Source organism: Microbacterium sp. UFMG61, assembly GCF_015354505.1.
Lineage (GTDB): Bacteria > Actinomycetota > Actinomycetes > Actinomycetales > Microbacteriaceae > Microbacterium.
Genome location: NZ_JACAFP010000005.1, coordinates 90,166 through 106,771 on the forward strand (window position 1 = coordinate 90,166; position 16,606 = coordinate 106,771).

Here is a 16,606-nt window from a genome sequence, read left to right on the forward strand (position 1 = left end):
CGCAAGGACCGGCGATGCACCCTGCGCCGTCGATGCGCGGATCCGCAGGATGGGAGCGGTGCCAGATCAGTGGCTGTGTGGCTCCTCACGAAGCGAGCTCACCATGCTCCGCAAGGCGCGCAGGGCGGCCTCCTGCTCGGCATCCGTCATGCCCGACAGCATCCGAACCTCGACCGATCGCACCGCGGCGGTCGCCTGCGCGAGACTGCTCCTCCCCCTCGGGGTGAGAGTCGTCGGCAAGGCCCTCCCCGCAGGAGCAGTGGCCGGACGAGCGACGAACCCGTCCTTCTCGAGCGACTGCAGCAGGACGTTCATGGACTGGCGCGTCACGAACGCCCCTCGTGCAAGCTCGGAATTCGACATCCCCGGCCGTTGAGCGAGCAACTCCAAGCAGGAGTAATGCGTGATCGTCATGCCCAGCGGTCGCAGCACCTCCTCCATCGCCGAGCGCAGAGCACTGGCTGCCTCTTTGAGCAGATACCCGAGCGAGGTGTCGAGGTCGATGCCGTCTTGACGCATGTCAGCATTCTGACATACGCTCGTGCATGTCAGATAACTGACACTAACGGAAGAGACTCATCATGCCCGTCACCGGCCCCGACTTCATCTCACTCCAGACCAGCGACCTCCCGGCGTCCCAGGCGTTCTACGAGCGGTACCTCGGACTCGTGCGCTCGCCCGCGGGCCCGCCGCACGCCGTCGTCTTCGAGACGACACCCATCGCCTTCGCGCTGCGCGACATCGCTCCCGGCACCGACCTCGACGGAGTCGACCAGCCGGGGATCGGTGCGGCGCTCTGGTTGCACGCGACCGACGTCCAGAGCATCCACGATGCTCTCTCCGCCGACGGCCACGCGATCGTCGCAGCCCCGATCGACGGTCCGTTCGGCCGCACCTTCACGTTCGCCGACCCGGACGGCTATCGCATCACCCTGCACGACCGCGCCTGAACGCCTGAACGCCTGGGTCAGACTCCTCGCCCAGGGCGCTGGGAGCTCTCCCGGACGAGGATCTGCAGGGGCAGACGCACGGTCATCGGGTCGGCGTCGGGGTGTTCGAGTCTTCGCGCGAGCAGTTGCACGGCTGCACGCCCGAGGTCGATCATCGGCTGGCGCACGGTGGTCAACGCAGGCCGTGACAGAGCCGCGGCCTCGATGCCGTCGAAGCCAGTGACCCGCACGTCCGCGGGAACCCGGACGCCGCCCGAGCGGAAGGCGTCGATCGCCCCGAGTGCCATCTGATCGTTCGCGGCGACCAGGGCGGTCGGCACGCCGCGGGCGATCAGCTCCTCCCCCGCGCGCCGACCGGACGCTCGGGTGAAGTCGCCTCTCAGCACCATCACCTCGTCGAGGGCGATGCCGGCCTCGACGACGGCGTCCGCGAAGCCCTCCCAGCGCTGCGCGCCGTCGGGCGAATCCTCGGGTCCGCCGAGGAACGCGAGGCCTCCGGGGTCGGACTCCGAGAGCACGAGGCGAGTGAGCTCGGCCATGGCCTCGGCGTTGCTCACCGTCACATGGTCGTAGTCATCGCCGCGCGCAGGGCCGGAGAGGACCACCACGGGGATGCGTCGTGCGAGGCGGGCGAGCACATCGTCGGGAACACTCTGCGCAAGCACCATCAGTCCGTCGACCCGGCCGGCAATGTCACGCACGGTCTCGCGGGTGGGGTCATCGCGACCGACGCCGATCATGAGCACGAAGCCCTGCTTCCATGCCTCCAGCTCCGCGCCGCGCAGCACCTCGTCGAGGAAGAGCATGGTCGGCTGCGGAGCGCCGGGGTCCGCCGCTTCGCGCTCGACGGTGAAGGGCGGTGTCACCGACGGCGAGTTCGCGAGAACGTCGAGCAGCGGCGCATCGTCGGACGCGTCGAAGCCGGGGAAGTAGAGCCCGATCACCCCTGTGCGCCTCTCGGCCAGTCCGCGGGCACTGCTGCTGGGCACGTAGCCCAGCTCTGTGACCGCATCGAGCACGCGCTCACGAGTCGCCGGACGCACCGCATCCGGCTGGCGCAGCACACGCGAGACCGTGGCGATCGACACTCCGGCGCGCTCCGCGACGTCGTAGACGGTCGCCTTCTTGCTCACGCTGGGTCCTCCTCCGGATGGCTGTGCACCAGGGTACCTGCGGTCAGCGAGGAGCCGATGCACGCCGGTGCGCCGTCAGCGATCCGTGCGGTCTGACGCTCACCTCGTCGGGCAATCGCTCGCGATACTCCCGCGAGACGATGTCGAGTCCCGCATCCTGCAGCAGTGCGCCCAACGACTCGGCCGACCAGAAGTACGCCGGTGCGACCGCGTGCGCGAAGGGCTCACGCGGCTCGCCGTCGAAGAACCCGAGCAGGAGGCTGCCGCCGGGGGCCAGCACGCGGGCGAACTCGTCGAGGATCTCGGGAACGTCTTCGGGTGCGGTGTGGATGAGCGAGTACCAGGCGAGGATGCCGCCGACCGAGCCCCTCTCGACCTGCAGATCGCGGAACGAGCCGAGATCGAACGTGATGCCGGGATGCCGTCGCCGCGCCGTCTCGATCAACTCCGCCGACAGGTCGACGCCGCGCACCTCGCGGTCGCCTCGTGCGAGGAACGCCGTCCAGTGACCCGGCCCGCACCCGGCATCCAGCAGCAGACCCTGCGTGTCGTCGCGCCACCGGGCGATCGACGCCGCATCGCGAGCATCCATCTGCTCGACAGCGCCGGCCAGCGCGACGTACTCCTCAACACGAGCGTCGTAGGCCGCCGCGATCGCAGCATCCGAGGCGTCGCGCATCAGCGGGCGGCGAGCGCTGCCTGATACAGGTCGCGTGACGACAGGCCGGTCGCCGCGGCGACCTCGGCACACGCCTCCTTCAGGCGGACGCCGGAGGCGACGAGCCGCTGCACCTGCACGAGGGCATCCTCCGCCGAGGATTCCCGGGGCGGAGCCCCCTCGACGACGACCACGATCTCGCCCTTCACGCCCGCAGCCGCCCACTCGGCAAGCTCGGCCGCAGTGCCGCGACGCACCTCTTCGTAGAACTTGGTGAGCTCGCGGCACACGGCGATGCGACGGTCGTCGCCGAAGACCGTGCCGATGTCGGCGAGTGCCGAGGCCAGGCGTGCGGGCGATTCGAAGAAGACCATCGTGCGGGGTTCGGTGGCGAGACCGCGAAGCGTCGAGCGCCGCTCCCCCGGCTTGCGCGGCAGGAAACCCTCGAAGGTGAAGCGGTCGGTGGGCAGCCCCGAGATCGCGAGCGCCATGATCACAGCACTCGGGCCGGGGATCGCCGTGACGGTCACGCCCTGCGCGACCGCTTCGGCGACGAGCGCGTACCCCGGGTCGCTGATCGCGGGCATCCCGGCATCGCTGACGACCACGATGTCCTGCTCCACGGCGAGCGCCGCGAGCTCGGCCGACTTCTGCTTCTCGTTGTGATCGTGCAGCGCGATCAGCCGCGGCCTGTTCGTGATCTGCAGCGCCTGCAGCAGTCGCCCGGTGGTGCGGGTGTCTTCGGCGACCACGACCTCGGCGTTCTCGAGAACCTCGATGAGGCGGCGGGACGCATCCCCGAGGTTTCCGATCGGGGTGGCGGCGAGGATGATCACCCGCCCAGCTTAGGCGGGACCGCGTCGCCCGGACGTGCGGGACGCTCGTTGTCTAGGCTGGAGCCCGTGACCGCGCCCGTGCCTCTGCTCCCCGCTCCCGAGGAGCGCCCGACGCGGTACGGGCAGCTGCGCGACCGCATCCTGCGCGACCCCGACTGGGGGCGGATGCTGCGCTGGTTCGCACCGCTCGTCGTCACCGTCGTAGCCGCGGTGCTGCGCTTGGTGAACCTGGGGCACCCGCATCAGCTCGCCTTCGACGAGACCTACTACGTCAAGGACGCGTGGTCGCTGTGGACCCTCGGCTACGAGGGCACTTGGGGTGAGAACGCGAACGAGGCGTTCATCACCCTGCAGGAGCTGCCCCTCGCCGACAACGGCTCGTTCGTCGTGCATCCCCCGCTCGGCAAGTGGCTGATCGCGCTCGGCATGTCGATCGGCGGCCCGGACAACACCGTCGGCTGGCGGCTCGCCACCGCGCTTCTCGGCACCGCCACCGTGCTGCTCGTCTACCTGATCGCGCGTCGCCTGACCGGATCGATCGTCGTCGCGACCGTCGCCGGCTCGCTGCTCGCGATCGACGGTCTGAGCATCGTGATGAGCCGCACCGCACTGCTCGACGGGCCGCTCACGTTCTTCATCATGCTCGGCGCCCTGTTCATCCTGATCGATCGCGACCGCACGATCCCGCTGCTCGAGCAATCCGACACGCATGGCCCTGGGGCTTCGCCATCCGACACCGACACCCCCGAGCCGCTGTGGGGACGCGTGCTCTGGCGTCGCCCCTGGCTGATCGCCGCGGGCGTCGCCCTCGGCGCCGCCTGCGCGGTCAAGTGGTCGGGCCTGTATGCGCTCGCGGCATTCGGCCTCTACGTCGTCGTGACCGATGCGCTCGCCCGCCGCCGCGCCGGGATCGTGCTCTGGCCGAGCTCCGCGGCGTTCCGGCAGGGCCCGGTGTCTTTCGTGCTGCTCGTGTTCCCGGCATTCGCCACCTACGTCGTGAGCTGGACAGGATGGCTCGTGACCGACGGCGGGTATTCCCGTGACAGCGACCCGAATCCGTTCATCGCCCTGTGGAACTACCATCAGTCGATCCTCAACTTCCATGTCGGGCTGCACAGCGGACACCCCTACGCGAGTGCGGCGTGGGAGTGGCCGCTGCTGCTTCGTCCGACGGCAGTGTGGGTCGGCACGGATCCCGCACCGTGCGGGGTCGACCACTGCATCGCCGTGATCTCGACGATCCCGAATCCACTGATCTGGTACGCGAGCATCGCCGCCGCGGGCTACCTCGTCTACCGTCTCGTACGCGCCTGGATCACGCGCCGGCCGATCGAGCCTGCGCTCACGTTCCCGCTGGTCGGGCTCGCGGCCACCTACATCCCGTGGCTGATGTTCCCCGAGCGCACGATCTTCCAGTTCTATACGGTGGCGATGGCCCCCTTCCTCGCGATCGGGCTCGCCGTCGTGCTGCGCGTGCTCGCGGGGCGCCGCGAGGATCCGCTGCATCGTCGCCAGGCCGGCGAGCGCACCGTCATGGTGTTCCTCGTCGTCGTCGTGCTGGTCTCGGCCTTCTACTATCCGGTGTGGACCGGCGTGAGTGTGCCATACGACTTCTGGCTCCTGCACAACTGGCTCCCCGGGTGGGTCTGACGCCCAGCCGTTATCCCGTCAGCCCGCCCTGCGCGTCAGGCCCGCGACGACGAGCAGCGCCGCCGTCAGACCGATGGTCAGCAGCAGCTGCGCACGTGCGGCCTCGTCGGTCATCGAGAGCGCGATGACCCCCGCGAGCAGCGCCAGGCACAGCCACGACAGCCAGGGGAAGCCCCACATGCGCATCGGCATCTCTTCGCCTGAGCGATCCGCGCGACGGCGGAGGATGATCTGTGACACCGCCGTCGCGGACCAGATGATGAGCACGGTCGACCCCACGATGTTCAAGAGCACTGGGAGAACCACGTCGGGGAACGCCCAGTTGAGACCCACCGTGACGAAGCCGAAGGAGATCGAGGCGAGCACCGCCACCGCCGGCACGCCCTTCGCAGTGGTGCGCGTCGCCGCCGTCGGCGCGAGGCCCCGCTCGCCGAGGGAGTACGCCATGCGCGACGCACCGTAGATGTTCGCGTTCATCGCCGAGAGCAGCGCGGTCACGACGATGAGGTCCATCACCAGACCGACGCCCGGCACCCGCAGCGTCTCGAGCACGGCCGAGAAGGGGCCGTCCGCGACAGCCGGATCGTTCCACGGCAGCACCGCCACGATCACGAAGATCGATCCGACGTAGAAGATGAGGATGCGCACCAGCACTTCACGGACGATGCGGCGGATGTTCCGCGCGGGGTCGTCGGACTCGGCCGCGGCGATAGCGACGACCTCGGTGCCGCCGAACGCGAACATCACGACCAGGAGGGCTGCCGCGACACCGGCGATGCCGTTCGGGGCGAACCCGCCGTTGTCGACGAGATTGCCGATGCCGGTCGCCGGCACGCCGGGGAAGAGCCCGACGATCGCACACACGCCGACCACGAGGAAGACGATGATCGCGGCGACCTTGATCGCCGCGAACCAGAATTCGAACCGCCCGTAGTTGCGCACCCCGAAGAGGTTCACCGCGGTCAGCGCCACGACGAACACGAGCACCCAGACCCAGGCGGGGATGCCCGGCATCCGGGCGGCGACGATGCCGGCGGCACCGGTGGCCTCGGCCGCGATCACCACGACGAGCTGGATCCAGTAGAGCCATCCGACAGCGCTGCCCGCGCTTCGTCCCATCGCCCTCTGCGCATACGAGCTGAAGGCGCCGGAACTCGGGCGCGCGGCGACCATCTCGGCCAGCATCGCCATCACCAGCACCACGATGCCGCCGGCGACGAGATACGAGATGAGCACCGCCGGACCGGCCATGCCGATCGCCTGACCCGACCCCACGAACAGCCCGGCGCCGATCGCTCCGCCGAGCCCCATCATCGAGATCTGGCGACGGGTGAGACCCCGATGCAGACCCCTGGTCGTGGTCGTGGTGGTGGGAACCTCGGTCATGCATGTACCTCCTGCGGTGCGGTCTCAGCCTACGATCTCCTCATGGGCGCTCCATCCGGCTTCGAGTTTTCGAGTTCGTCGTGCGTGGCGACGAGGTCGTCATCAGACACCACGGTGCGACGGCGACGGTGCTGAGAGGGACGAGGGCGAGCGAGTTCCTCACTCAGGTCGAGCACGGCGACGCGCAGCTGCTGATGGCCCGGGTCACCGGCGACTACCGACGTGGCAACGAGCGCACCGCGCGACAGCATCCGCGAAACACGCGCTGAAACCCGATCAGCGCGGGAGTGCCAGCTCGGCGGGGTCGCTCACCGGCAGCCGGCACACGAAAGACCGGCAGTCGAACGCCTGCTCACCGGCGCCTGCTTTGCCTTCGAAGAGCTCGAACCCGGCATCGGCGAAGGCGCGCGCCTGTGCCGGCGAGACGATCGCGACGGCATCCGCATCGGCACCGCGCGCAGCGGAGGCCAACGCGCCGTCCGGCGACTCCGTCACGACCACGAGCTGCCGCGGAGCATCGACGAGCCCTGCGGCGACGCGCAGCAGACTGCCGTGCGCGAACGGCTGCCCCACGGCCGGGGCGGCGTGCTCGCGCACCTTCTGAGCGGCGGCGTCTCGGTACCGGTCGCCGGCTCCGAGCAGCCACGCGGTGAGGGATGCCGAGGCGACGGCCGACGCTCCCGACGGAAGATCACCGTCGGTCTGATCGGGCGCGGTCGCGATGCCGTTCTCGGCCAACAGCGGGTCGCCGGCGAGGCCGGTGAGAGCATCGTCGAGAAGCGCACGCCCTTCGACGGCCCAGGCCACGTCGCCGGTGGCGAGGGCCAGCGCGAACAGGCCGTCGGCGAGAAGCGCGACATCGGCCGTCGTCGCGACCGCCGCAGAGGCGGTGCCGTCGAGCGACGCCCGAACCAGGTCTCCCGACCCGTCGCGGTTGACGCGCAGCACGTGCTCGGCCGCCTCGGCCGCGGCGTGAACCCACTCGGGTTCGGCGAACGCGGCCCCCGCACGCGCGAGCGCGGCGATCGCAAGGCCGTTCCAGCCGGTGATGACCTTGGCGTCGACGGCAGGCGGTTCGAGCTCACCCCGCTCGGCCACAGGTCTCAGGTAATAGCCGCCCTCGCTGCGCTGCCCGTCGATCCACGACTCCGAATCCTGCGCCGCGCCGAATCCCCCGCCGTCACGGCGCAGTGCCCGCACCAGGAAGGCAGCGATCCCCCGCGCGGTCGACTCGTCGCCCGCATCCAGTGCCACCTCGAGCAGCTGGGCGTTGTCCGTCAGCATCCGCTCGTAATGCGGCACGGTCCAGTCGCGCCGGGTGGCGTAGCGGAAGAATCCGCCGTCCTCATCGCGCAGAGCCGATGCTCTCATCGCCTCGAGTGCCCGCTCGGCGGCTGCCGCGGCATCCGGCGCCTCCCGACGCACGAGCGGCGTCTGCAAGAAGCGGAGCGTCGTGGCGACCGGGAACTTCGGCGCACCCCCGAAGCCGCCGAACTGCGGATCCTCGCGCTCCGCGATCGACATGGCGGCCGTCGCGATCGCCCCGGCATCGGGCAGGTCCGACGGCGTGGACGCCGCCGCCTGCACGAGTGCCGCGGTCACGGCATCCGCCGATTCCTCGGCCTGCGCGCGCCGCACGGTCCACGCCTCGTGCACGGCGGCGAGCACGTCACGGAACGCCGGGAGCGGCTGCCGTGCGACCGGAGGCCAGTAGGTGCCCGCGTAGAAGGTGCGGCCTCTCGGGGTGGCGAACACGGTGAGCGGCCAGCCGAGGTTCTGCGTGAAGGCGGATGCTGCGGCCATGTAAGCGCCGTCGACGTCGGGATGCTCTTCGCGGTCGACCTTGACCGCCACGAAGTTCTCGTTGATCGCGGCCGCTGTCACGGGATCGGCGAACGACTCACGCGCCATCACGTGGCACCAGTGACAGGTCGAGTAGCCGATCGAGATGAGCAGCGGCACGCCACGACGCTCGGCCTCGGCGAAGGCCTCGGTTCCCCACGGATACCAGTCGACGGGGTTGTCCGCGTGTGCGCGGAGGTAGGGGCTGAGCGTATCGGCGAGCCGGTTCGTCATATCTTCACGCTACGCGGGTGCGGCGTGTATCGGCCGCTCAGGAGACGAGCAGCGGTTCCACGGGACGCGATGCGGCGTACCCGACCAGGGGCAGAGCGCGCTCGGCGGCGAGCGTGATCCGCGCCTGCAGCACATCGGAGCTGATCACGTAGCCGTCGAAGTCGGTGTTGCTCGCGTAGACCCCCACCGGCAGTGTCAGTGCCTGGAAGAACGCGAACAGCGGGCGCAGCTGGTGCTCGATGATGAGCGCGTGGCGCTCGCCGCCGCCGGTGGCCGCGAGCAGCACGGGCTTGCCGACGAGCTCGTACTGGCCGACGAAGTCGAACAGATGCTTGAAGAGTCCGGTGAACGAGGCCCGGTAGACGGGGCTGCCCACGATCAGCAGGTCGGCCTGCTCGATGGCCACGAGCTTCTCCTCGACGCGTGCGGGCAGCTGATCGCGGCTCAGCGCACCGGCGAGGGAGGGGCCGATGTCCGTCAGCTCGATGACCTCGATCTCGACGTCGGCGCGGTCGGCGACAGCACCGGCGATCGCACGGATGAGAGCCGTGGTCTTGCTGGGCTCGTGCAGGGAGCCGGACACGGCGACGACACGGTAGGGAGCTGTCATGCGGTCGACGCTACTCACGACGACGCCCCGTGTCGCGGTCGGCGACACGGGGCGTCATCTGTCGAAACGGAACGCCTCAGTTGACGTCGTTCGGGTGCGAGCCCACGCGTCCCGAGCCGTCGAGCGGGTCGAGTGCGTCGATCGCCGCGATCTCGGCACCGGTCAGCTCGAAGCCGAACACGTCGAGGTTCTCGCGCAGACGCTCGGCGCGCACCGACTTCGGGAAGACGATGAATCCCTTCTGCAGGTGCCAGCGCAACACCGCCTGAGCCGGGGTGACGTCGTGCGCGGCGGCCGCGTCGGCGATCGCCGGGGTGCCGAACAGGTCGTACTTGCCCTGACCGAGAGGGCCCCACGACTCGATGCGGATGCCGTGCGCGGTCGCCCAGTCGACGATGTCGCGCTGCTGGTAGGCCGGGTGCAGCTCGATCTGGTTGACCGCGGGGGTCACGCCGGTCTCGGCGACGACGCGCTCGAGGTGCGGCACGAGGAAGTTCGACACGCCGATGCTGCGCGTCAGGCCCGCCTCGCGAAGCTCGACGAGCTTCGCGAATGCGTGCACGTAGTCGTCCTTCGCGGGGGTCGGCCAGTGCACGAGGTACAGGTCGACCGCGTCGAGACCGAGCTTCTCGAGGCTTTCGGCGATCGCCGCGTTCGGCTCGTCATCGTGGTGGCGGTCGTTCCACAGCTTGGTCGTGATGAAGAGCTCGTCGCGAGCGATGCCGGAGGCCGCGATCGCCGCGCCCACGCCCTCTTCGTTGCCGTAGATCGCCGCGGTGTCGATGTGGCGGTAGCCGATCTCGAGCGCTTCGCTCACGGCACGCTCGGTCTCGTCGGCGGGCACCTTGAAGACGCCGTAGCCGAGCTGGGGAATGGAGTTGCCGTCGTTCAGTTCGAGTGCAGGAATCGTCATGCATCCAGCCTAGGAGCACTCGTGGCGGGCAGGGCCGCCGGAGCGGTCGCCATGGCCGTCGCCGCCGTGCCGACGAGCCGTTCGAGCGGACCGCGTCCCACGAAGATCGACCACAGCGATGTGGCCAGCAGCAGCATGATCACGGTCGCCGCCCAGAACTCGTTGCTCGTGAAGAAACCGCCGGGACCACCGATCAGCGCGGTCGAGAGCACATGCGCGGTGTACGCCGTCAACGGCATCGACCCCAGGGCGCCGAGCGGCAGCAGCACCCAGCGCAGGGGCCTGCTGAGCAGCAGACAGAGCGCGATCACGACGAGCGCGAATCCGCCGGACCCCAGGATCTCGGCGGTGCCGCCCGAATGCGCGTCGACGCCGAAGACACCGGCGAGCACCGCGCCGACCGGATCACCGTCGGCCACGGCCGCCGGATAGGTGCTCCAGCCCGTGCTGATCGCCGTGCCGGACCCCGAGGCGCCGTCTGCACCGCCCAGACCGGCGAGCGCACCGACGAGGCCGAGTCCGTAGCCGACGACCATCAGGCCGAGTCCGACCGCGAGAGCTCCCGCCGCCGTCTCGAGCCTTTCGACATGCAGCCGTCCCAGCGCCATGCCGCCGAAGACGAAGGCGAGCCAGACCGTGATGGGGTAAGACCCGTACAGCACCAGTCCGATGCCGGGGCCGGACGGATGCAGCGCGAGCACTGCCACGAGCGCGAGCAGCGCGGGCCCGGCGAGGGCGAGGACAGCCGCCGCCAGCAGCAGCTTCCATGGTGCCCAGCGCAGGAAGGGGATGACAGCGACGTACAGCAGACCGTAGAGGGTGAGGATCACGGCGATCGGGGTGTTCAGGAGCTCGAGCGCCAGGCCGATCAGGAAGATCACGGCACCACGTCCCACCAGCTGCAGGCGGATGCTCGGCACTCGTGCCGGGTCGGGGCCCGCGCTGCGGCCTGTCATCAGCGCGATCGACACCCCGGCGAGCACGGCGAAGAGGATCGAGGAGCGCCCGTTGACGAGGTCGCCCCACGTCGACGGCTCGAAGGGATCGAAGGGAGCGGACACTCCGATGTGCGCGCCCGCCATCCCGAGGATCGCCAGGCCGCGCGCGACGTCGAGTCCGAGGATGCGCGGGGCACGACCGAAGTCGTGGAACCACTCAGTCGGATTCGACCACTGTGGGGGCGTGCGCGCGATGGTCATCCGACGATCGTAAGGGTCGATCCCGTCATACGATGGAGGGCTATGTCCTCCCCCGTGATCATCTATCCCCCCGAGCTGCCCGTCAGCGCCGCCCGGGAGGAGATCGCCGACGCCATCCGCGACCACCAGGTCGTGATCGTCGCGGGCGCCACCGGGTCGGGCAAGACCACGCAGCTGCCGAAGATCTGCCTCGAGCTCGGGCGCGAGCGGATCGCCCACACCCAGCCCCGACGCCTCGCCGCGCGCACGATCGCAGAACGCGTCGCCGACGAGCTGCAGGTCGAGCTCGGCACGCTCGTCGGCTACAAGGTGCGCTTCACCGACAAGGTGTCGGACGACACCCGCATCGCACTTATGACCGACGGCATCCTGCTCAACGAGATCAACCGCGACCGGTTGCTGCGCCGCTACGACACGATCATCATCGACGAGGCGCACGAACGCTCACTCAACGTCGACTTCCTGCTCGGCTATCTGGCGCGCCTGCTGCCGGAGCGGCCTGACCTCAAGGTCATCATCACCTCGGCGACCATCGACCCCGAGAGCTTCGCGAAGCACTTCGCCGCGGCGGACGGCACCCCCGCCCCGATCATCGAGGTCTCGGGCCGCACGTATCCGGTCGAGATCCGGTATCGGGGTCGTGAAGAGGAGACGGCCGAAGGCGGCGAAGAGGGCGACGAGGTCACCGCGATCGTCGCGGCCCTGCGCGAACTCGACCGCGAGGCCCCCGGTGACGTGCTCGTGTTCCTCCCCGGCGAAGCCGAGATCCGGGACGCGGCGGATGCCGTGCGCGGCGCGTACTCGAAGGACCGATCCCCCACCGAGGTCCTGCCGCTGTACGGTCGCCTCTCGGCGGCCGAGCAGCACCGGGTGTTCGAGAAGAGTCGCGTCGCCGGCGTCCGCCGCCGCGTCGTGCTCGCCACGAACGTCGCCGAGACGAGCCTCACGGTTCCCGGCATCCGCTACGTGATCGACACCGGCTCCGCCCGCATCTCGCGGTACAGCAACCGCTCGAAGGTGCAGCGGCTGCCGATCGAGGCCATCTCGCAGGCATCCGCGAACCAGCGCTCCGGCCGTGCCGGGCGCACCAGCGACGGCATCGCGATCCGTCTCTACAGCGAAGAGGACTTCGACAAGCGGCCGGAGTTCACCGAGCCCGAGATCCTGCGCACCTCGCTCGCGTCGGTCATCCTGCAGATGCTGTCGCTCGGCTTCGGCGACATCACGGCGTTCCCGTTCCTCACGCCGCCCGATTCGCGGGGTGTGAAGGCGGCGTTCGATCTGCTCACCGAGCTCGGCGCGGTGCGCCCGTCGACGGGTTCGGATCCCCAGACGCTGACGCGCATCGGCCGCGACATCTCGCGCATCCCGATCGATCCGCGGTTCGCCCGCATGCTGATCGAGGCGGGGCGTCCGGGCGGAACCGACGTCACGCGCGATGTGCTCGCGATCGTGGCCGGCATGTCGATCCAGGACGTGCGCGAACGCCCGTCGCAGGAGGCACCGCAGAGCGTGCGCGACGAGGCGGATCGCATGCACGCCCGCTTCGCCGACCCCACGAGCGACTTCCTCTCGATCCTGAACCTGTGGAACCACCTCCGAGAGCAGCAGCGCGAGCTCGGCTCCAGCGCCTTCCGCCGGCTGTGCCGCTCGGAGCACCTGAACTACGTCCGTGTGCGCGAGTGGTTCGACGTGCACCGCCAGCTGCGATCGCTGGTCAAGACGAAGGACTCATCCGGTTCGGGGACGGCGGATCCGGATGCGATCCATCGGGCGTTGCTCTCGGGACTCCTGTCGCAGATCGGCATCCTCGATGAGCGCCAGACGGGCAAGGGCGTCGATCCGAAGAAGAAGAGGATGGCCGAGTATCGCGGTGCCCGCGGCATCCGCTTCTCGATCTTCCCCGGATCAGCCCTGCGCAAGAAGGCCCCGCAGGCGGTCATGGCCGCCGAGATCGTCGAGACCTCACGCACCTACGCGCGCACGGTCGCCGCGATCGATCCCGCCTGGGCCGAGGCGATCGCGGGCGACCTCGCCAAGCGTCAGGTGACCGAGCCGCACTGGTCGAAGGATGCCGGGGCCGCCGTCGCCTACGAGAAGGTGACTCTGTTCGGGGTGGAGATCATTCCCCGTCGCCGCGTGCAGTTCGCCCGCATCGACCGGGCCGCCTCGCGCGAGATGTTCGTGCGGCACGCGCTCGTCGAGGGCGAGTGGGATCCGACGCGCATCGACAAGCGCGTGAGCGCGTTCTGGCGCAGCAACGCCGAACTGCGCAAGCGACTCGAGAAGCTCGAGGAACGGGAACGCCGCCGCGACATCCTCGCGGGTGACGAGGCCGTCTTCCGCTTCTACGACGAGCGCATCCCGTCCGACGTCTTCGATGTGCGCTCGTTCGAGAAGTGGTGGCGCGAGCAGCTCGCTTCGACGCCGAAGCTGCTCGTGATGCGCGAGGCCGACCTGCTCGACGACGACAGCCGTGCCGATCAGAACGAGTTCCCGACGCGGTGGACGCAGGGCGACCAGGTGCTCGGCCTCGCCTACCGCTTCGAGCCCGGTGCCGCCGACGACGGCGTGAGCGTCGTGATCCCGCTCCCCCTGCTCGCGCAGATCGACGACCGCGGCTTCGACTGGCAGGTGCCGGGCCTGCGGGCGGAACTGGTCACGGGTCTGCTGCGGGCGCTGCCGAAGGCGATCCGTCGTCACGTGGTTCCCGCCGCCGACTGGGCCGACAAGTTCGGCGCCGAGCTCACAGGCGAAGGCCCCGAGACTCACGGAGGGCTGCCCGCCCGCACGCTCAAGGAAGCGCTCGCGCGCCTGATCCAGCCTCTCGCGAACCAGCTGGTCTCGGCGGCCGATTTCGAGGACGACCGGGTGCCCGCGCACCTGCGCATGAACTTCCGCGCCGTCGACGAACACGGTCGCATCGTGGGATCGGACCGCGACCTCAGCGCGCTGCAGACGCAGCTCGCCGACCGTGCGCGCAGCAGCGTCGCTCGGTCGATCGCGGCACCGTCCCGCCGTCCCGGCCCCTCGAAGGGGCCGCAGCCCACGGCCGTCGCCGCCTCGATCGAGAAGGACGGCCTCACCACGTGGACGTTCGGCGACCTGCCCGAGGTGCTCGACACGCGCGTCGCCGGTGGAGTCGTGCGCGGCTATCCGGCGATCGTCGATCAGGGCAAGACCGTCTCGGTGCGGGTGGAGTCCACGGCGGATGCGGCAGCCGCCGCCACCCGCGCGGGCGTGCTGCGGCTCGTGCTGCTCGGCGTGCCGTCGCCCTCCTCGTACGTGCAGCAGCACCTCACGAGCCAGGAGAAGCTCGCACTCGCCGCGTCGCCCTACCAATCGGCCGCCGCGCTGATCGAGGACTGCCGCGCCGCCGTCGTGCAGAGCGCGATCGACCGCGCGGCTCCCGGCGGCATCATCCGCACCGAGGCCGAGTTCGTGCGTGTGCGCGACGCCGTCTCGGCGTCGCTCGTCGACGACCTCTTCGCCTGCGTGTCGCTCGTCGCGCGTATCCTCACCAAGGCGCGTGACGTCGAGCGCGGCATCAAGTCGCAGAACTCGCTCTCGCGGCTCGGGCCGCTGAACGACATCCGCACCCAGCTCTCGGGACTGCTGCACGCCGGGTTCGTCTCGGCGGCGGGCGTCGAGCGTCTCGCGCACTTCCCGCGCTACCTCGACGGGATGCTCGACCGGCTGAAGACGCTGGCGAACGAGCCGGGCAAGGATCGCACGCGTATGAGTGAGTTCGAGCGCATGGCGAAGGTCTACGAAGACGCCGGGGGCACGATCCCGCTCGCGGCCGATGCACCCTTTGCGCTCGTCGAGACACGCTGGCTGCTCGAGGAGTATCGCGTCAGCGTGTTCGCGCAGCGCCTCGGCACCGCTCAGCCCGTCTCTCCTCAGCGGATCATGAAAGTGCTGGCGTCACGGGGGTAGCCTGAGGTCATGGCTCGCGCGATCGTCTACACGGAGTTCGGTTCCCCTGATGTGCTGCACCTGATCGAGGTCCCCGATCCGATCGCGCTGAACGGCGAGGCGGTGGTGCGCATCGAAGCCGCCGGGGTCAACCCGATCGATGCCAAGCTGCGCAGCGCCAAGCGCCCGTCACCGCCCATCACCGAACCGCGTGGCGTGGGCTTCGACGGCGCCGGGGTGATCGAGTCGCTCGGCGACGATGTGGAGGCCTTCGCCGTCGGCGACCGCGTGGCGATCCGCGACACCGTCGGCACCTACGCGAGCCTGCTCGCCGTACCGGTCGAGAAGCTCGTCGCCCTTCCCGATTCGGTCACGGCTGCAGAGGGCGCCGGCATCGGCATCCCCGCCGGCACCGCCTTCCAGGCGCTCCGCTCGCTCGGTGTGGCCGACGGCGATGTGCTGCTCGTGCACGGCGGCTCCGGCTCGGTCGGGCAGGCTGCGGTGCAGTTCGCCGTCGCCTGGGGCGCCACCGTGATCGCCACGGCCAGCCCCGCGCGGCACGATCAGCTGCGCGAGCTCGGTGCGGTCCCGGTCGCCTACGGCGAGGGGCTGCTCGAACGCGTGCGCGAGGCGGCTCCGGACGGCGTGACCGTTGCACTCGACTGCGCCGGAACGGACGAGGCCATCGAGGTGTCGCTCGAGCTCGTGGCCGACCGCGACCGCATCGCGACGATCGTGCGCGGTCCGGACGCAGCCTCGTTCGGCATCCGCGCTTTCTCGGGCGGCTCTCCCGAGCCGTTGACCGAGCAGGAGCTCGCCTGGCGGGCCGAGGCGCTCCAGGCGACCGTCGACCTGCTCGCCGCTGGGGACTTCACGATCGAGCTCGGCCCCGAGCTCCCTCTCGCCGAGGCGGCACAGGCCCACGAGCTCGTGGAGTCCGGCTCCGCCTCGGGCAAGATCGTCCTGATCCCGTAGCGCCTCAGGTCCAGACGCGGGCGGCTGTGTCGGCTGTCGCCATCGAGATCGAGTTCGCAGTGATCAGGCGGCGGGTGGCTTCGGCAAGCGCAGCTTTCATGCTCACGATCGCGGTGGACCACTGCTGGTGCGCGCGGTCGTACGCTCGCTGTGCCTCGCCGTCCCATGCGGATCGCAGCCGCGCGACCTCGGCTTCGAGGGCATCGAGTTCGCGCTCGAACGTTGCCACGGCAAGGGCGAGCCGCGCGACCGTATCGGCGATGGCGTCGTGACGGGCGGAGACCTTCATCGCAACTCCGAGA

General features: G+C 69.9%; 15 protein-coding genes. 5 read left to right on the forward strand and 10 right to left on the reverse strand.

Annotated elements, in window-relative coordinates; genetic code table 11:
• Positions 1-66: 66 nt before the first annotated feature.
• Entirely contained in the window at positions 67-519 is a 453-nt protein-coding gene (locus tag IXW21_RS07185) for a MarR family winged helix-turn-helix transcriptional regulator (RefSeq protein ID WP_194763585.1), read from the reverse strand.
• Positions 520-581: 62 nt separating this feature from the next.
• Between IXW21_RS07185 and IXW21_RS07190 the strand changes: the two genes are divergently transcribed.
• Entirely contained in the window at positions 582-950 is a 369-nt protein-coding gene (locus IXW21_RS07190) for a VOC family protein (RefSeq protein WP_194763586.1), read from the forward strand.
• A gap of 17 nt (positions 951-967) precedes the next feature.
• Here IXW21_RS07190 and IXW21_RS07195 read toward each other — a convergent pair whose 3' ends face one another.
• From IXW21_RS07195 to rsmI, 3 genes are read right to left on the reverse strand one after another with little or no spacing between them, the layout of a single operon-like run.
• Complete coding sequence (locus IXW21_RS07195; protein ID WP_194763587.1) at positions 968-2,083, reverse strand: LacI family DNA-binding transcriptional regulator; 1,116 nt, start codon at positions 2,081-2,083, stop codon at positions 968-970.
• Positions 2,084-2,126: 43 nt separating this feature from the next.
• Positions 2,127-2,762, reverse strand: a complete 636-nt coding sequence (locus tag IXW21_RS07200) for a class I SAM-dependent methyltransferase (protein WP_194763588.1) — start codon at positions 2,760-2,762, stop codon at positions 2,127-2,129.
• Positions 2,762-3,577 carry a 16S rRNA (cytidine(1402)-2'-O)-methyltransferase gene (rsmI, locus tag IXW21_RS07205; protein WP_194763589.1) on the reverse strand — a complete coding sequence of 272 codons (816 nt, stop codon included), beginning with the start codon at positions 3,575-3,577 and terminating at the stop codon, positions 2,762-2,764. The genes IXW21_RS07200 and rsmI overlap by 1 nt, the downstream gene beginning before the upstream one ends.
• A gap of 66 nt (positions 3,578-3,643) precedes the next feature.
• Here rsmI and IXW21_RS07210 point away from each other — a divergent pair, with 66 nt between their 5' ends.
• Positions 3,644-5,227, forward strand: coding sequence for a dolichyl-phosphate-mannose--protein mannosyltransferase (locus tag IXW21_RS07210; RefSeq protein ID WP_194763590.1), 1,584 nt, complete (start codon positions 3,644-3,646; stop codon positions 5,225-5,227).
• Between the two features lie 18 nt (positions 5,228-5,245).
• On the opposite strand, the gene IXW21_RS07215 is transcribed toward IXW21_RS07210, so the two are convergent.
• Positions 5,246-6,613: an amino acid permease gene (locus IXW21_RS07215; protein ID WP_194763591.1), complete on the reverse strand. Its 1,368-nt coding sequence runs from the start codon at positions 6,611-6,613 to the stop codon at positions 5,246-5,248.
• Between the two features lie 80 nt (positions 6,614-6,693).
• On the opposite strand from IXW21_RS07215, the gene IXW21_RS07220 reads away from it, so the two are divergent.
• On the forward strand, positions 6,694-6,882 hold the full coding sequence (locus IXW21_RS07220) for a hypothetical protein (protein WP_228528326.1): 189 nt from the start codon (positions 6,694-6,696) through the stop codon (positions 6,880-6,882).
• 7 nt (positions 6,883-6,889) lie between these two features.
• On the opposite strand, the gene IXW21_RS07225 is transcribed toward IXW21_RS07220, so the two are convergent.
• The 4 genes from IXW21_RS07225 to IXW21_RS07240 all read right to left on the reverse strand — a co-directional run bounded on the left by IXW21_RS07225 (position 6,890) and on the right by IXW21_RS07240 (position 11,411).
• Positions 6,890-8,689: a thioredoxin domain-containing protein gene (locus IXW21_RS07225; protein ID WP_194763592.1), complete on the reverse strand. Its 1,800-nt coding sequence runs from the start codon at positions 8,687-8,689 to the stop codon at positions 6,890-6,892.
• 37 nt (positions 8,690-8,726) lie between these two features.
• Positions 8,727-9,299: an FMN reductase gene (gene msuE / locus IXW21_RS07230; RefSeq protein ID WP_194763593.1), complete on the reverse strand. Its 573-nt coding sequence runs from the start codon at positions 9,297-9,299 to the stop codon at positions 8,727-8,729.
• 76 nt (positions 9,300-9,375) lie between these two features.
• Positions 9,376-10,212, reverse strand: coding sequence for an aldo/keto reductase (locus tag IXW21_RS07235; RefSeq protein ID WP_194763594.1), 837 nt, complete (start codon positions 10,210-10,212; stop codon positions 9,376-9,378).
• Positions 10,209-11,411, reverse strand: coding sequence for a heparan-alpha-glucosaminide N-acetyltransferase domain-containing protein (locus IXW21_RS07240; protein ID WP_194763595.1), 1,203 nt, complete (start codon positions 11,409-11,411; stop codon positions 10,209-10,211). Before IXW21_RS07240 ends, IXW21_RS07235 begins: the two co-directional genes overlap by 4 nt.
• Before the next feature lie 42 nt (positions 11,412-11,453).
• Between IXW21_RS07240 and hrpA the strand changes: the two genes are divergently transcribed.
• Together hrpA and IXW21_RS07250 are read left to right on the forward strand one after the other, a co-directional pair.
• Entirely contained in the window at positions 11,454-15,350 is a 3,897-nt protein-coding gene (gene hrpA / locus IXW21_RS07245) for an ATP-dependent RNA helicase HrpA (RefSeq protein WP_194763596.1), read from the forward strand.
• Positions 15,351-15,359: 9 nt separating this feature from the next.
• Positions 15,360-16,304: a quinone oxidoreductase family protein gene (locus IXW21_RS07250; protein WP_194763597.1), complete on the forward strand. Its 945-nt coding sequence runs from the start codon at positions 15,360-15,362 to the stop codon at positions 16,302-16,304.
• Between the two features lie 4 nt (positions 16,305-16,308).
• Here the strand turns inward: IXW21_RS07250 and IXW21_RS07255 are convergent, their stop codons facing one another.
• Positions 16,309-16,593, reverse strand: a complete 285-nt coding sequence (locus IXW21_RS07255; RefSeq protein ID WP_194763598.1) for a WXG100 family type VII secretion target — start codon at positions 16,591-16,593, stop codon at positions 16,309-16,311.
• Between the last annotated feature and the right edge of the window lie 13 nt (positions 16,594-16,606).

Coding starts and splice junctions, on each gene's coding strand:
- IXW21_RS07255 (WP_194763598.1), bottom strand. CDS start 16,593: ATGAAGGTCTCCGCCCGTCACGACGCCATCGCCGATACGGTCGCGCGG.
- IXW21_RS07190 (WP_194763586.1), top strand. CDS start 582: ATGCCCGTCACCGGCCCCGACTTCATCTCACTCCAGACCAGCGACCTC.
- IXW21_RS07215 (WP_194763591.1), bottom strand. CDS start 6,613: ATGACCGAGGTTCCCACCACCACGACCACGACCAGGGGTCTGCATCGG.
- IXW21_RS07250 (WP_194763597.1), top strand. CDS start 15,360: ATGGCTCGCGCGATCGTCTACACGGAGTTCGGTTCCCCTGATGTGCTG.
- msuE (WP_194763593.1), bottom strand. CDS start 9,299: ATGACAGCTCCCTACCGTGTCGTCGCCGTGTCCGGCTCCCTGCACGAG.
- IXW21_RS07240 (WP_194763595.1), bottom strand. CDS start 11,411: ATGACCATCGCGCGCACGCCCCCACAGTGGTCGAATCCGACTGAGTGG.
- IXW21_RS07185 (WP_194763585.1), bottom strand. CDS start 519: ATGCGTCAAGACGGCATCGACCTCGACACCTCGCTCGGGTATCTGCTC.
- hrpA (WP_194763596.1), top strand. CDS start 11,454: ATGTCCTCCCCCGTGATCATCTATCCCCCCGAGCTGCCCGTCAGCGCC.
- IXW21_RS07225 (WP_194763592.1), bottom strand. CDS start 8,689: ATGACGAACCGGCTCGCCGATACGCTCAGCCCCTACCTCCGCGCACAC.
- IXW21_RS07200 (WP_194763588.1), bottom strand. CDS start 2,762: ATGCGCGACGCCTCGGATGCTGCGATCGCGGCGGCCTACGACGCTCGT.
- IXW21_RS07235 (WP_194763594.1), bottom strand. CDS start 10,212: ATGACGATTCCTGCACTCGAACTGAACGACGGCAACTCCATTCCCCAG.